Source organism: Hydrogenophaga sp. (genome assembly GCF_018780075.1).
GTDB lineage: Bacteria > Pseudomonadota > Gammaproteobacteria > Burkholderiales > Burkholderiaceae_C > Hydrogenophaga.
The window spans coordinates 1-15246 of record NZ_JADMKB010000190.1 but is presented as its reverse complement, the minus strand read 5'-3'; the positions used below and the strand labels follow the sequence as shown (position 1 = coordinate 15246).

The following is a 15246-nucleotide window of genomic DNA, read 5'->3' as shown; positions in this document are numbered from 1 at the left end:
CCCCCCCCCCCCCCCCCCCCCCCAGGGGGGGGTCACATCCGATACCGCTGACCCATCACGCTTTGCATCGTCTGCACCACCACGAACGCGTCTTTGAGCTGGTGGCGCTCGAAGTTCGACAGGTCGTCCGGGTTGATGTGGTTGTCGGGTGGTTGACCGGCCGCCATCTGGCGCGCCTGGTGCTGGAGGCGCAGGAAGGCCAGAAACTCCAGCGCGTCCTGCAGGTCGCGGGCGTTCTTCTCATTGAGCCCGCCGCTGGCGGCCGCTGCGGTCAGCCGGTCGTGGGTGTTGATGTCGTTCTCTCCCAGGGCCAGCGCGTACACCCGGGCCAGGTCCACGATGGGCACCACGCCGTGGTGCTTGAGATCGATGGTGCCTTTGTGCTCGCCGCTTCGGATGGTGGAGATGCCTTTGAACATGCCCAGCGGCGGCTGCCGGAGCAGGGCGTTGCCGACCATGTGCGCCAGGAAAATCGTGTTGCCCCGGGTTTGCTGCAACACGCTGCGCCGCAGATCGTCCAGCAGCCCGGCGTTGCCGTGGACCGCCCGCATGTCGAAGAACACGCAGGTCAGCATGAGCGCGGTCGGGTCGGGCTGGCTGGTCCATTCGGTGAAGGAGGTCAGCCAGCGCCGGCGCGGTTGGCGCCACTGATCGGTGAGGGCCATCATCTCGCCAGGGCAGTACACGTAGCCGCAGGCGTCCAGGCCGTCGCACACGAAGCGCGCCAGGGCCTTGAAGTAGGCGCCGTGCTGCGCTTCGTCGTAGGCGTCGTCCATCAACAGGCAGTTGTCCTGGTCGGACCTGGCCGTCTGTTCGTTGCGGGCCTGGGAGCCGGCGGCCACCCAGACGTAGTCCACCGGTGCCGGGCCCCACTGCGCCTCGCCCAGTTGCAGCAAGCGCGTGGTGATGGCGTCGGTGATGGCGGTGACGATGTGGCCGGTGTTGTAGGCCGAGGCCTCGGCGGCGGCGAGGCCTTGTTGCAGGCGCTTGACCTTGGCCGCGACGGCCTGCAGGCCTTCGACCGTGGTCTGTTTGTAGACATCACCGGCCAGATAGACCGCCGAGGTGCTGTGCTGTTCGGTCAGGTCGGTGGCGGTGATCATGCCGGCGATGCGCTGGCCGTTGAGCACCGGCACATGGTGGATGTTGTGGCGTGCCATGAGCAGCAGCGCGTCGAAGGCCGGGTTCTTCACATCGACGCTCATCGGCGCCAGCGTGGCGATGTCCGCGATCGGTCGCGCGGTGTCCATCCCCATGGCAATCACCCGGTTGCGCAGATCACGGTCGGTGATCAGGCCAAACAGCAGGTCCTGCTCCACGATCAGCACCGACGAGACGCGCTGCTCGCTCATCACCTGCGCGGCGTCGCGGATGCTGGTGTTCGGGGAGAGCGTGATGGGCGGTCGTTTGATCAGCGCGCTCACGGGCGTGGTCATGAGGTTGAGCGCCGGGTCGCCGTTCGCACCACGGCGGGTCGCTGGCAGCGTGGTCGTGTGAGCGCTCAGGTCGGGGCTGGCCAGAAAGTAGGCCAGCGCCGGCACTTCCTTGCGCAGGGCTTCAGCGGTCAGGGCGTCGAGCCGGGTGTAACGGCAGACCGTTTCCGCCTGGGCGGCGCTGATCAAGAGGGATTCGCCCTGTGCCAGGCCAAACAGTTCTCCCGGCCGAAGACTCAGCACGGCCTCGCCATCGGGGTTTTGCAGCTGAACGGTGCCTTCGATCAACCAGAAAAGATGGGTCTTGAGCCGATCGCCGTCAGCGATGAGCTCGCCCGCGGCCGCGCTCAACTCGGGCAGTGCACGCGCCAGAGCGTCCTGGGTACCGGCCGGCAGCAGCCCGAGGATGCGGTGGCGGGAGAGGGCTTCGTGCCATGGGCGGGCATTGCCTGCTTCTTCGTTCATGGATGAACCGGGCCTGTTGGAGTGAGGTGTTTTTGATGCTACACCCCGGGGACGGCAGTTTTTGCGGGTAAACCCTCTCGGTGTTTGACCTAGGGTGGTGGGCAATGGGTCAATCTGTAAGTGTTCGGTAAGTCGAGGGTCAAGAATGGGCCCACGTTTACCCAAACCTTACATGTTGACACTCATAGCCTCCGTCAAATTGATTGCCGAAATCGCCCTGCTGGCGCTGTTTGGGCAGTGGGTGCTGGGTTTGCTGGCCGGACAGAAGAAGGACAAGAACCTGTTCTATCAACTCCTGCAGCAGATTGGCAGGCCCTTCGTCGTGCTGGCCCGTTGGGTCTCGCCGCGCTTTGTGCTCGAACGCCACCATCCTCTGGTGGCGTTTTTGATTCTGGGTTTCGTCTGGATCCTGGCGACCGCGGCCAAGATCTCCCATTGCCTGAAGATCGGGGTGCAACTGTGTCAATGATCACGTCCATCGACGTCTGGTTCGTGCGCTGGCAGGTGCGTTTGCTGCTGTTGGCCGGGCAGCAACGCCAGGCCTTGGCCCGGGTCGATCAGGTGCTGGCCGATCAGCCACTGGAGCCTTATGCGCTCGCGACCCGGGCCCAGTTGCTGACCAACCTGGGCGACAAGCCCGCCGCCATCCTGACCCTGGAGCAGCTGGTGAAGGCCCAGCCGGCCCCGGCTTCGGGTTGGTACAACCTGGGTTTTCTGTGCGAAGAAGAAGGCCGCCTCGAACAGGCCGAGGCCGCGTTCCGCCGCGCCACCGAGATCGAGCCCGATCTGGACCGCGCCTGGTACGGGCTGGGCCTCAGCCTGATCCGTCAACGTCATTACGACGAGGCCATCGTGGCGCTGCGCAAGAACACCGAACTGCAACCCATGAGTCCCTATGGCTGGTACCAGCTGGCCCGGGTTCATGTGGATCGGCAAGAGCCCGACGAGGCCGCGAAGATCATTCGCCACCTCCGAAAGTTCGAGCCGAAGGTGGCGGCACAGCTTGAGCGCGAGACAGGACTGGGCGCAGCCCTGACCTGACCGCTCCACCCGGCTCTGGCCGGATGGAGCGCCTCGCATTCGCGCTGTGGCGCCCCAACCGTGGTGGCCAGTCACAAGCTGGTTGCCGAACCACGCGGACCGTCTGCAGACCACCTGAGGAGACGGGTGGTGTCCGCGATCTGCCCGTAAGGGCGTCATTGATGGAGTCGATCAGATGGAATTGACAGATAACCACCGCCGGTATTGGCGGAAAAACCTCAACATCACCGCCGTATTGCTTGCAATCTGGTTTGTGGTGACCTTTGTTGTGAGCTTTTTCGCGAGAGACCTCAGTTTCAACTTTTTCGGTTGGCCTTTCAGCTTCTGGATGGGGGCCCAAGGGTCGCTGGTGGTGTATTGCCTGATCATCGGGTACTACGCTTGGTACATGAACACACTCGACATCGAACACGGTGTCGAAGAGACCGAGGAGTAACACCATGGCAGGCATGTTCGAAACAGCGGGCGCTGGCGGCGGGTCCAACAAGGCCTTCAAGCAGCAGCTCAACAAGGTCTACAAGTGGTACACGGGGGGCTTTTTCGTCTTCGTGGTGACCCTGGCGATCCTGGAGCAACTCGGCCTCTCACGCGAGTGGATCGGCTTCATCTTCCTTCTGGCCACCATCGGCCTGTACGCCGGCATCGGCATCATGAGCCGGACCACCGACGCGGCGGAGTACTACGTGGCCGGGCGCCGTGTGCCCGCCATGTACAACGGCATGGCCACGGGGGCGGACTGGATGTCGGCGGCGTCGTTCATCGGCATGGCCGGTACCCTCTACCTGACGGGTTACAGCGGCCTGGCCTTCATCATGGGCTGGACCGGTGGCTACTGCCTGGTGGCGCTGTTCCTCGCGCCCTACCTGCGCAAGTTCGGCCAGTTCACCATTCCCGACTTTCTGGGCGAGCGCTACGGCGGCAACCTGCCGCGTTTCATCGGCATCTTCGCGGCCATCCTGTGCTCGTTCACCTACGTGGTGGCGCAGATCTATGGCGTGGGCCTGATCACTTCGCGCCTGACCGGTGTGGCGTTCGAGCTGGGCATTTTCCTGGGGCTGGGTGGCATTCTGGTGTGCTCCTTCCTGGGTGGCATGCGCGCGGTGACCTGGACACAGGTGGCGCAGTACATCATCCTGATCGTGGCCTACATGATTCCGGTGGTCTGGCTGTCGGTGAAGCAGACCAGCGTGCCTGTGCCGCAGGCCATCTACGGCTACCAGCTGGAGAAGGTCACGGCCAAGGAGAAGCTGCTGGCCAACGATCCCAAAGAGCTGGAGGTGCGCGAAATCTACAAGAAGCGCGCCGCCGATCTGGACGCGAAGCTGAAGGACCCGACCGTGGCACTCGCCGCCGACAAGGCCGCAGCCGAAGCCAAGCTGGCCGAAGTGCGTGCGGCCAATGCATCAGCGGTCGATGTCGCTGCGGCAGAAAAGGCGCTGGCCGCTGTTCCCAAGGACGAAGCTGCTGCCAAGAAAGCCTGGGCGGCGGCCAAGACTTCCGCAGAAAACAAGGCCAAACCGCTCAACGGCATGCCGGCCCACGCGGCGCAGTTCAGCGGCGATCCGAACGGTGACGAGAAGGCCCAGAAGACCTACAAGGAGTCGCGCCTGAACTTCCTGGCGCTGATTTTCTGTTTGATGATCGGTACGGCCGCGCTGCCGCACATCCTGATGCGTTACTACACGGTGCCGAGCGTGAAAGAGGCTCGCCAGTCGGTGACCTGGTCGCTGTTCTTCATCTTCCTGCTGTACTTCACGGCGCCCGCCCTGGCGGTGCTGGTGAAATACGAGGTGTTCCATGTGTTGATCGGCACGCCGTTCGACCAGTTGCCACAGTGGGTGGCCGCCTGGAATAAGGTCGATCCGACCCTGCTGTCGGTGGTGGACGTCAACAAGGACAACATCCTCCAGTTGAACGAAATGTCCATCGGTGGCGACATCATCGTGCTGGCCACGGCCGAAATCGGAGGTCTGCCGTACGTGATCTCGGGCCTGGTGGCCGCTGGTGGTCTGGCCGCTGCGCTGTCCACCGCCGACGGTCTGCTGCTGACGATCGCCAACGCGCTCTCTCACGACCTGTACTACAAGATGATCGACCCGAACGCCTCCACCGCACGCCGGGTGACCATCTCCAAGATGCTGCTGCTGGTCGTGGCATTGATGGCTGCCTATGTCGCTGCACAGAAACCGGCGGACATCCTGTTCCTGGTGTCGGCCGCGTTTTCGTTCGCCGCCGCAGCGTTCTTCCCTGCGCTCGTGCTTGGCATCTTCTGGAAGCGGGCCACTGGCATTGCCGCGTCGCTCGGCATGGTCGCCGGTCTGGGCATCACCTTCTATTACATGGTGACCACCCAGCCCTGGCTGCGCGGGATTTTCGGTGTCACGTCGCCGATTGAACTGTGGTTCGGCATCCTGCCGATCTCGGCGGGTGTCTTTGGCGTGCCACTGGGCTTCCTCGTGATCATCCTGGTCAGCATGGTGACACCGGCGCCCAGCCGCAAGGTCCAGGAGCTGGTGGAACACGTGCGCTATCCCAATCTGAAACTGTCCTGATCCTGTGGGCGCGCCGGGTTGGGCGCCCGCGCCCCCCGGCGTTTGCGCCGCTCTGTGGTTCACCCGAGTGCCGGCCCGTCAATCGACGGGCCGGCATTTTTTTGCTAGAATCATGGGCTTCGCCTTGCTGCACCCCTGTTGACGCTGGGGGCAGCTTTTCAATCCACAAGGAGAGTCCATGCGTCATTACGAGATCGTTTTGCTGATCCACCCGGATCAAAGCGAACAGGTTCCAGCCATGCTGGAGCGTTACAAAGGCATGATCACCACCGGCAACGGCAAGATCCACCGTGTTGAAGACTGGGGTCGCCGTCAATTGGCGTACCAGATCAACAAGCTGTCCAAAGCCCACTACCTGTGTGTCAACATCGAAGCCGACCAGGCTGTGATGGCCGAACTGGAGCACGCCTTCAAGTTCAACGACGCCGTGCTGCGCCACCTGACTGTGCTGAAGAAGAAAGCCGAAACCGGTCCTTCGAGCATGATGAAGTCGGTCGAGCGCGAAGAGGCCCGCAAACTGGCCCAGCCAGAGCAGCGCGAGCACCGTGAACCGCGGGAACCCCGCGAGCAGCGCGCAGAAGCCTGACCCGGGGTGTGACATCGCCAGCAGGTAACCAATTTCAATTGTTGGCCGCGGTGGTTCAGGTTCAAAGCCTGCGCTACACCCCGGCAGGCATACCGGCTGTGAATCTTGTGCTGGAGCACGAGTCCACGGTCACCGAAATGGACACCCCGCGAACGGTGAAGCTGCAACTGAGGGCCGTTGCCTTTGGTTCCATGGCTGAGACGTTGTCCCGACAGGGGCTCGAATCGGTTTCCAGCTTTCACGGGTTCCTGGCGAATGCTCGCAACGGCAAAGGTGTCGTGTTCCATATTCAAGATTTCAGCAAAACATAGGAAAGGCCCATCATGGCTGCACCGAAACGTTTCAACAAAGACAAGCGCCCCAAGCGCAACACCCAATCGCTGCTGTTCAAGCGCAAGCGCTTCTGCCGCTTCACCGTGGCCAACGTCGAAGAAGTCGACTACAAGGACGTGGACGTCCTGCGTGACTTCATCGCTGAAAACGGCAAGATCATTCCCGCTCGCCTGACGGGCACCCGCGCGTTCTACCAGCGCCAGGTCAACACCGCCATCAAGCGGTCGCGTTTCCTGGCCATGCTGCCGTACAGCGACCAGCACCGCGTCTGAAAGGGAAACTGACATGCAAATCATTCTTCTCGACAAAGTTGTCAACCTCGGCGCTCTGGGCGACGTGGTCAAGGTCAAAGACGGCTACGCACGCAACTTCCTGATCCCCGCTGGCCGCGCTCGTCGCGCGACGCAAACGGCCATCGCTGAGTTTGAAGCTCGCCGTGCAGAGCTGGAAAAAGTCGCTGCCGCCAAGCTCGCCGAAGCACAAGCCTTGGGTGAAAAGCTGGCTGCGGTCGCACTCAAGCTGTCGCAAAAAGCCGGTGTGGATGGCCGCCTGTTTGGTTCCGTGACCAACCACGACGTGTCCGAAGAGCTGAACAAGCAGGGCTTCGCTGTGGCCAAGTCGCAAGTTCGCATGCCCAACGGTCCGCTGAAAAACGTGGGCGATTACACGGTGAGCGTGAACCTGCACACCGACGTCACCATTGACGTGAACGTTTCGGTGCTCGGCGAAACCGCCTGAGTCCCGCCTGACCGGCGGTTCATCCGCCGATCGGTCACAAGGCCGCTGCCCTCGGGGCAGCGGCCTTTTGTTTTCTGGGCCGAAGTTATCCCCTTCGTTCCCCAGCCTGTGCACGGGTTGTCCACAGGCTTGTCCCATGACATCCGCGAGGGTGCGGCGTACCATCGCCGATTCAACAGGAACGCCATGTCAGCCGTCTTTTCCAACGATCTCTCTTCCTTCGACGCCGGTCTGGACGACGCCGGTTTCGGTTCAGACCGGCAGGTCGCCCAGTTGCGAGTGCCTCCGCACTCCATCGAGGCCGAGTCCAGTGTGCTGGGTGGTCTGCTGCTCGACAACCAGGCATGGGATCGGGTGGCCGACCTGGTCAACGATTCCGACTTCTACCGCTACGAACACCGCCTGACCTATTCGGCCATCGCGGCCTTGGTCAACGCCAGCAAACCCGCCGACGTCGTGACCGTGTTTGAGCACCTGCAGAACCTTGGCAAGGCCGAAGAGGCTGGGGGCCTGGCCTACCTGAACTCGCTGGCGCAGTACGTGCCGAGCGCTGCCAACATCCGCCGCTACGCCGAGATCGTGCGCGAGCGCGCCATCCTGCGCAAGCTGGTGGCGGCCAGCGACGAGATCGCCACGGCAGCCTTCAATCCGCAAGGCAAACAGGTGGCCAAGATTCTTGACGAGGCGGAGCAGAAGATCTTCAAGATCGGCGAAGAGGGCTCTCGAATGAAGGAGGGTTTCCAGGGAATGGATACCCTGGTGGTCGATCTGCTGGATCGGGTGCAGGAGATGGCCGACAACCCGATGGACGTGACCGGTGTGCCCACGGGCTTCATCGACCTCGACCGCATGACCTCGGGCCTGCAAGCCGGCGACCTGGTGGTGCTGGCGGCGCGTCCTTCGATGGGCAAGACAGCGTTCGCCATCAACATCGCTGAGCACGTGGCATTGAACGAGGGCCTGCCGGTGGCTGTGTTCTCCATGGAAATGGGGGCTTCTCAGCTGGCAGTGCGTATCGTTGGCTCCATCGGGCGCATCAACCAGGGCCACCTGCGCACTGGCAAGCTGACCGACGACGAATGGCCGCGCCTGACCGAGGCCATCGAGAAGCTGCGCAATGTGTCGTTGCACATCGACGAAACCCCGGGTCTGACCCCCAGCGAACTGCGTGCCAACGCGCGGCGTCTCGCCCGACAGTGCGGCAAGCTGGGACTGATCGTGGTGGACTACCTTCAGCTCATGAGTGGCTCAGGGGCGGCAGGGGGGGACAACCGCGCCACCGAGCTGGGTGAAATCTCCCGAGGCCTGAAGATGCTGGCCAAGGAGCTGCAGTGTCCGGTGATTGCCCTCTCGCAGCTCAACCGTTCGGTGGAACAGCGCACGGACAAGCGCCCCATGATGAGTGACCTGCGCGAGTCCGGCGCCATCGAGCAGGATGCGGACATCATCATGTTCATCTACCGCGACGAGTACTACAACCGCGAAACGACCAAGGAGCCTGGCGTGGCCGAGATCATCATCGGCAAGCAACGCAACGGCCCGACGGGCGTGGTCAAGCTGACCTTCCTGAACACGCTCACCCGTTTTGAAAGCCTCGCGGGTGGTGGCGACTTTTGAGTCATCGACCCCGCAAAGAAAAACCCGGCGATGCCGGGTTTTTCTTTGCGATTGAGTGACGTTGGATCAGAGGACTTCGCTGGCGTAGTCGGCCAGCCGCGAACGCTCGCCTCGCGCCAGCGTGATGTGGCCACCGTGCGGCCAGCCCTTGAAGCGGTCCACCGCATAGGTCAGGCCAGACGAACCTTCGGTCAGGTACGGCGTATCGATCTGCGCCAGGTTGCCCATGCAGATGATCTTGGTGCCCGGGCCTGCCCGGGTGATCAGCGTCTTCATCTGCTTGGGCGTCAGGTTCTGCGCTTCGTCAATGATGACGTACTTGTTCATGAAGGTGCGCCCGCGCATGAAGTTCATGCTCTTGACCTTGATGCGGCTGCGAATCAGCTCGTTGGTGGCTGCGCGACCCCAATCGCCGGCATTGCCACCATCGCCCTTGGCCAGGAACTCCAGGTTGTCGTCGAGTGCGCCCATCCAGGGGCCCATTTTTTCTTCCTCGGTGCCAGGCAGGAAGCCGATGTCTTCGCCAACGCTGACGGTGGCACGGGTCATGATGATTTCGGTGTAACGCCGGTCGTCGAGCACCTGCGTCAGACCACTGGCCAGGGCCATGAGCGTCTTGCCGGTGCCGGCCGTGCCGGCCAGTGTCACGAAGTCAACCTCGGGGTCCATCAGCAGGTTGAGCGCGAAGTTCTGCTCGCGGTTGCGGCTGGTCACGCCCCACACAGCGTTCTTCAGGTGCGTGAAGTCCTTGAGGGTCTTGAGCACCGCGGTTTTGTCGCGGATTTCCGTCACCCGGGCATACAGCGATGGTTCGCCTGGAGCCTCGAAATAGACAAACTGGTTGATGTAGAAGTGCCCCACCGCTGGCCCGCTGACGCGGTAAAAAGTGTGGCTGCCACTTTGCCAGCTCTCGATGGTCTTGCTCTGGCGAGTCCAGAAATCTTGCGGCAGCGCCAGTGCACCTGCATACAGGAGTTCACCGTCTTCTAGGGTCTTGTCGTTCTGGTAGTCCTCGGCGGCCAAGCCCAGCGCGCGGGCCTTGACCCGCATGTTGATGTCCTTGGACACCAGGATGACTTCGCGCTGGGGGTGTTTGTCGCGCAGTGCATGCACCACGCCAAGAATCTGGTTGTCCGCCTTGCCTTGGGGCAGGCTGCTGGGCAACTCTGCATTCAACGGTTCGGTCTGAAAAAAGAGCAAGCCCCGCGCGGTCTGGTGTCCCGTCGCTGAAAGCTGGAGCCCCTTGGTCATGTCGCTGCCTTGCTGTGCGGCGAGGGCGTCCAGTGTGCGGCTGGTTTGGCGCCCGTTGCGAGCGACTTCGGTCATGCCCTTCTTGTGACCATCGAGCTCTTCGAGCACGATCATCGGAAGGTAGATGTCGTGTTCCTCAAAGCGGAACAAGCTCATGGGGTCGTGCAGCAGCACGTTGGTGTCGAGCACGAACAGCCGCGTGGCGCCCTGGGCGGCGGCTTTGCCACCACGGCGACGGGTGCCCGCATGTGGCGCCACGGCAGCTGGGGCGGGAGCAGACAAGGGGGGCTGCGGTGCGGCCCGTTCGGCGCGGACCGTCACTGGCTGGGGTTGAGGTGCAGGGACCGCTGCACGTTTGACGGATGGGGCCGCTTCCGCCTTGCGAGCACGAGCTGGCGGTTTGGTGAGAGGGATGGTCGCGTGCATAGGGGGCGGTGCCAGTGCTGCAGCCTGCAAGGCCTGAGGTGGATTGGACAGGATGCCGGTGGCGCCGTCGTGGGAATCCTCGCTGGATTTCAGACTGTAGGCATCGGGCGCCAGAAGGGCTGCGCGTTTGGAGGGGGCGGGTGGCAATGGCATGGGGCTTGTTGGGTCAGCGCAAGGCAGAAAAAGAAAAAGCCGCCGGTGAAACCGGGCGGCTTTGCGGGCTGCAGGGGATGGGGGAGGGGATTGGAGCGGAGGCGCTTCCCTGGGTCATGAATTCATTATGCACGACTGACTGAACCCGACCGTTCCCGGCGTCTTCGGGTCGACGGCTGCGTCAAGCGGCCTTTTTGAGGGCCTTGACGGCTTTGAGGACTTCTTCCACATGGCCAGGAACCTTCAGGCCGCGCCATTCTTGCTTGAGCACGCCATCAGCGCCGATCAGGAAGGTGCTTCGCTCAATGCCCTTGACCTTTTTGCCATACATGATCTTGTTCTTGACCACGCCAAACATGTGACACATCTTCTCTTCTGTGTCAGCGATGAGCTCAAAGGGAAGCTCTAGTTTGGTCTTGAAGTCGTCATGGGACTTCATGTTGTCTCTGGACACGCCAAACACATGCGCGCCCGCCTTGACGAAGTCTTTGTATTTGTCGCGGAACTGCATGGCTTCGGTGGTGCAGCCCGGCGTGTTGTCCTTCGGGTAGAAGTACAACACCACCGTCTGGCCCAGGTGGGTCTGGTTGCTGACCTTGATGCCGCCGGTGGCCAGGGACTCAAATTCGGGAATGGGTTTGTTGACAACGACTGCCATGCTGCGTGGACCCCTGACGTAGGTTGGTGGAGATGCGTTGGTTTTCCTGCTGTCCATGACTCCCTGGACAACGACTGCTCTCGGGCGGCTGGGAGGAAAACAATCGGGTATTTTACCCTGAACGGCTGTCTTGGTCCTGCGTTCCTGGAAAGCCTTTTTCTGATGCCGTCAGAGCCGCCAGATTCAGGCGCTTTCTCCGGCCTCGATCAAAAGCGCCGCGATCACCCGCCGGCCTTCGCCTGCCAGGATGTTGTAGGTCCGGCATGCGGCGGCGGTGTCCATGGTCTCGACACCGATGCGGCGGTCCATCAGGCCCTGGATCAATGCGGGGTGGACAAACCGCAGTCGCCGGCCGCTTCCAAACAGCACCAACTCTGGTGGTGGGGCGCCATCCGCGACCAGGTTGTCGAAATCCGCGACCGACAGGCTCTCGAAACGGTCCACGCCCCAGGCGCGCAGCGTGCCTGATGCGTTCAGCACCAGGCTGCCTGTGTGGCGCTGCCCGTTGACGGCAATCCATCCCTCACCATAGGCGGTGACCGAGAGGGCATCGGGTTTGTCGGCGTGCAGTTTCATGGGTGGGCGGTGTGCGGTGCAAGGGCCACGCCAGCGGCGGAAGCGCTGTCGAACTGTGGTCAAATTGCAGGTTTTCCCTTGACGGAGCTGCGTAATATAAGCGCCCTCAAGGTGATGCCCCCATCCCCATGCGTCCGCCTGACTCCCACGGAGGGAATTTGAAAACCATCCAGAAATCCGCCAAGCTCGCCAATGTGCTCTACGACGTGCGAGGCCCGATCGTCGAGGCGGCCAAGCAGATGGAAGACGAAGGCCAGAAGATCATCAAGCTGAACATCGGCAATCTGGCGCCCTTCGGTTTTGATGCGCCGGAAGAGATCCAGCAGGACATGATCCGCAACCTGCCGGAGTCCTCTGGCTACTCTGACAGCAAGGGCATTTTTGCAGCGCGCAAGGCGGTGATGCACTACAGCCAGCAACAGGGCGTGGTGGGCGTGACGCTGGACGACATTTACCTCGGTAACGGTGCCAGCGACCTGATCAGCATGGCGACCAACGCCCTGCTGGACGATGGTGACGAACTGCTGGTGCCTGCGCCCGACTACCCGCTGTGGACCGCTTCCGCGAGCCTGTCCGGCGGCAAGCCGGTCCACTACCTCTGCGACGAGGCCAACGGCTGGATGCCGAACCTGGACGACATCCGCCGCAAGATCACGCCTCGCACCAAAGGCTTGGTGGTGATCAACCCCAACAACCCCACGGGTGCGTTGTACAGCGATGAGTTGCTGCTCGCCCTGGTGCAGATCGCGCGCGAACACGGGTTGCTGCTGCTGGCCGACGAGGTGTACGACAAGGTCCTGTACGACGATGTGAAGCACACCGCGCTGGCGAGCCTGTCTACCGACGTGGTGACCCTGACCTTCAACTCGCTGTCCAAGGCCTATCGGGCCTGCGGATACCGTGCCGGCTGGATGGTGATTTCGGGTGACAAGGCCTGCGCCAAGGATTACATCGAAGGCCTGAACATGCTGGCCAACATCAAGCTCGGTTCCAATGTGCCGGGGCAGTGGGCCATTCAGACGGCCCTGGGTGGCTACCAGAGCATCCACGATCTGGTCAAGGAGGGCGGTCGCCTGCGCCGCCAGCGCGATCTGGCCTACGAGCTGATCACCGCCATCCCCGGGGTCAGCTGCGTCAAGCCGAAGGCGGCGCTCTACATGTTTCCCCGTCTGGACCCGGCGATGTACCCGATTCCGGACGACCGGCAGTTCTTCATGGAAGTGCTGCGCGCCACACGCGTGATGCTGGTGCAGGGGACGGGGTTCAACTACCCAGACCAACAACATTTCCGCATCGTGTTCTTGCCGCACGAGGACGATTTGCGCGAGGCGATCGGACGTCTGGCGAAGTTCCTGGACGGCTGGCGCAAACGGCACGGAACTTGATGCTGTCATCAAAGGTCGTTGCCAACGTCATCAATGGCGTGCCGGCGAGCCGATAGCATCGTATTTCCCGGGGTGGGTGTGTATCCCCTCTGTTTTTGAGCGAATGAGACAAAGCATGAAACCGATCCAAGTAGGCCTTCTGGGCATAGGCACCGTGGGCAGCGGCACGTTCAACGTGCTGCAGCGCAACCAGGAAGAAATCAAGCGCCGCGCCGGCCGCGGCATTGAAATCACGATGGTGGCCGACCTCGACGTGGCGCGTGCGCAGAGCGTCGTCGGCCCGGACGTGAAGGTGGTGAACGACGCACGTGCTGTGATCGCCAACCCCGACATCGACATCGTGATCGAGTTGATCGGCGGCTACGGCATCGCCAAGGCACTGGTGCTGGAAGCCATCGCGGCGGGCAAGCACGTGGTCACCGCCAACAAGGCGTTGCTGGCGGTGCACGGGACCGAGATCTTTGCGGCGGCGTCGGCCAAGGGCGTGATGGTGGCGTTCGAAGCGGCTGTGGCCGGTGGCATCCCCATCATCAAGGCACTGCGCGAAGGCCTGACCGCCAACAGCATCCAGTGGATCGCCGGGATCATCAATGGCACCACCAACTTCATCCTGTCCGAGATGCGCGACAAGGGGCTGGACTTCGATGTTGTGCTGAAAGAGGCGCAGCGCCTGGGTTACGCCGAGGCCGATCCGACCTTCGACATCGAAGGCGTGGACGCGGCCCACAAGGCGACGCTGATGAGCGCGATTGCGTTTGGCATCCCGGTGCAGTTCGACAAGGCCTATGTGGAAGGCATCACGAAGCTGGGTGCGGCCGACATCAAATACGCTGAGCAGCTGGGCTACCGCATCAAGCTGCTGGGCATCACCAAGCGCACCGCCAAAGGCATCGAGTTGCGGGTGCACCCGAGCCTGGTGCCGTCCAAGCGCCTGATCGCCAATGTCGAAGGCGCGATGAACGCCGTGGTGGTGCAGGGCGACGCCGTGGGCACCACGCTGTACTACGGCAAGGGCGCGGGCAGCGAGCCCACCGCCTCGGCCGTGATCGCCGACCTGGTGGACATCACCCGCCTGCACACCGCCGACCCGCTGCACCGTGTGCCGCACCTGGCCTTCCAGCCCGATGCGATGAGCGACCTGGCCGTGCTGCCCATGAGCGAGGTGGTGACGAGCTACTACCTGCGCCTGCGCGTGGCCGACGAGGCCGGCGTGCTGGCCCAGGTGACGGGTCTGCTGGCGAACGCCGGTATCAGCATCGACGCGGTGCTGCAGCGCGAGGCCGACGAAGTGGGCGGCGAGGGCGCCACGTCCACCGACCTGATCATCCTCACGCACGACACCCGCGAGGGCACCATGAACGATGTGCTCGCGCAGATGCAGGCGTTGCCCAGTGTGCTCGCACCCATCACGCGGATTCGAAAAGAAGAACTGAACTGAGATGCTGTACCTCTCCACCCGTGGCCATCCGGACCGCAAGCACTTCTGCGAAATCCTGCTCGAAGGCCTGGCGCCCGACGGCGGCTTGTACCTGCCCGAGCGCTATCCGCAGGTGGACGCCGCCACGTTGGCGCGCTGGCGCACGGTGTTCAACGGCGGCGCACCCGGTGGCTACGCCGCGCTGGCGTTCGAGGTGCTGTCGCTCTACATCGACGACATTCCCGCCGCCGACCTGAAGGCGCTGTGCGACAAGACCTACACCGAGGCGGTGTACGGCACCGCGGCCATCGTGCCGCTGAAGCAGCTGGAAGACGGTTTCCACCTCGAAGCCCTGTCCAACGGCCCGACGCTGGCCTTCAAGGACATGGCCATGCAGTTGCTGGGCAACCTGTTCGAGTACGAACTGGCGCGTCGCGGTGAAGCGCTCAACATCCTGGGTGCGACGTCGGGCGACACCGGCAGCGCGGCCGAGTACGCCATGCGTGGCAAGAAGGGGGTGCGTGTCTTCATGCTGAGCCCGCACGGCCGCATGAGCCCGTTCCAGCAGGCGCAGATGTTCAGCCTGATGGACGAGAACATCCACAACATCGCCAT

The 15246-nt window shown here is 62.8% G+C and carries 15 protein-coding genes and 1 pseudogene; 12 read left to right on the top strand and 4 right to left on the bottom strand.

Annotation, left to right across the window (positions count from 1 at the left end; all coding sequences use genetic code 11):
* Nucleotides 1-32: 32 nt before the first annotated feature.
* A complete protein-coding gene (locus tag IV088_RS26180) occupies nucleotides 33-1898 on the bottom strand; it encodes a putative nucleotidyltransferase substrate binding domain-containing protein (protein ID WP_291108086.1) in 1866 nt (621 codons plus the stop codon).
* Nucleotides 1899-2070: 172 nt separating this feature from the next.
* Between IV088_RS26180 and IV088_RS26175 the strand changes: the two genes are divergently transcribed.
* The 9 genes from IV088_RS26175 to dnaB all read left to right on the top strand — a co-directional run bounded on the left by IV088_RS26175 (nucleotide 2071) and on the right by dnaB (nucleotide 8765).
* Nucleotides 2071-2367 (top strand): hypothetical protein, encoded by a 297-nt coding sequence (locus tag IV088_RS26175; protein WP_236965770.1) that lies wholly within the window; start codon nucleotides 2071-2073, stop codon nucleotides 2365-2367.
* Entirely contained in the window at nucleotides 2364-2939 is a 576-nt protein-coding gene (locus tag IV088_RS26170; protein WP_291108081.1) for a tetratricopeptide repeat protein, read from the top strand. The genes IV088_RS26175 and IV088_RS26170 overlap by 4 nt, the downstream gene beginning before the upstream one ends.
* Nucleotides 2940-3114: 175 nt before the next feature.
* Nucleotides 3115-3375, top strand: coding sequence for a DUF4212 domain-containing protein (locus IV088_RS26165; protein WP_291108078.1), 261 nt, complete (start codon nucleotides 3115-3117; stop codon nucleotides 3373-3375).
* Nucleotides 3376-3379: 4 nt separating this feature from the next.
* Nucleotides 3380-5491: a sodium:solute symporter family protein gene (locus tag IV088_RS26160; protein ID WP_291108075.1), complete on the top strand. Its 2112-nt coding sequence runs from the start codon at nucleotides 3380-3382 to the stop codon at nucleotides 5489-5491.
* Between the two features lie 178 nt (nucleotides 5492-5669).
* Complete coding sequence (gene rpsF / locus IV088_RS26155) at nucleotides 5670-6077, top strand: 30S ribosomal protein S6 (protein WP_236965766.1); 408 nt, start codon at nucleotides 5670-5672, stop codon at nucleotides 6075-6077.
* A gap of 8 nt (nucleotides 6078-6085) precedes the next feature.
* Nucleotides 6086-6388, top strand: a complete 303-nt coding sequence (gene priB / locus IV088_RS26150; RefSeq protein ID WP_291108070.1) for a primosomal replication protein N — start codon at nucleotides 6086-6088, stop codon at nucleotides 6386-6388.
* Nucleotides 6389-6400: 12 nt separating this feature from the next.
* Complete coding sequence (gene rpsR, locus IV088_RS26145) at nucleotides 6401-6682, top strand: 30S ribosomal protein S18 (protein WP_077330375.1); 282 nt, start codon at nucleotides 6401-6403, stop codon at nucleotides 6680-6682.
* A gap of 13 nt (nucleotides 6683-6695) precedes the next feature.
* The gene (gene rplI, locus IV088_RS26140) at nucleotides 6696-7148 is read left to right on the top strand and encodes a 50S ribosomal protein L9 (RefSeq protein WP_291108067.1); all 453 of its coding nucleotides are present in this window, start codon (nucleotides 6696-6698) and stop codon (nucleotides 7146-7148) included.
* A 186-nt stretch (nucleotides 7149-7334) separates the two neighbouring features.
* Complete coding sequence (dnaB, locus tag IV088_RS26135) at nucleotides 7335-8765, top strand: replicative DNA helicase (RefSeq protein WP_291108064.1); 1431 nt, start codon at nucleotides 7335-7337, stop codon at nucleotides 8763-8765.
* A 66-nt stretch (nucleotides 8766-8831) separates the two neighbouring features.
* Here dnaB and IV088_RS26130 read toward each other — a convergent pair whose 3' ends face one another.
* From IV088_RS26130 to IV088_RS26120, 3 genes are all read right to left on the bottom strand, one after another.
* Nucleotides 8832-10595, bottom strand: coding sequence for a PhoH family protein (locus tag IV088_RS26130; RefSeq protein ID WP_291108061.1), 1764 nt, complete (start codon nucleotides 10593-10595; stop codon nucleotides 8832-8834).
* A 181-nt stretch (nucleotides 10596-10776) separates the two neighbouring features.
* Entirely contained in the window at nucleotides 10777-11253 is a 477-nt protein-coding gene (locus tag IV088_RS26125; RefSeq protein WP_236965761.1) for a peroxiredoxin, read from the bottom strand.
* 183 nt (nucleotides 11254-11436) lie between these two features.
* Entirely contained in the window at nucleotides 11437-11829 is a 393-nt protein-coding gene (locus tag IV088_RS26120) for an Mth938-like domain-containing protein (RefSeq protein WP_291108058.1), read from the bottom strand.
* A 158-nt stretch (nucleotides 11830-11987) separates the two neighbouring features.
* Between IV088_RS26120 and IV088_RS26115 the strand changes: the two genes are divergently transcribed.
* The 3 genes and pseudogenes from IV088_RS26115 to IV088_RS26105 all read left to right on the top strand — a co-directional run.
* Nucleotides 11988-13214 carry a pyridoxal phosphate-dependent aminotransferase gene (locus IV088_RS26115; RefSeq protein ID WP_291108055.1) on the top strand — a complete coding sequence of 409 codons (1227 nt, stop codon included), beginning with the start codon at nucleotides 11988-11990 and terminating at the stop codon, nucleotides 13212-13214.
* 115 nt (nucleotides 13215-13329) lie between these two features.
* Complete coding sequence (locus tag IV088_RS26110; protein WP_291108052.1) at nucleotides 13330-14652, top strand: homoserine dehydrogenase; 1323 nt, start codon at nucleotides 13330-13332, stop codon at nucleotides 14650-14652.
* A 1-nt stretch (nucleotide 14653) separates the two neighbouring features.
* Nucleotides 14654-15246 (top strand): annotated as a pseudogene (locus IV088_RS26105) (threonine synthase); the annotation flags it as partial.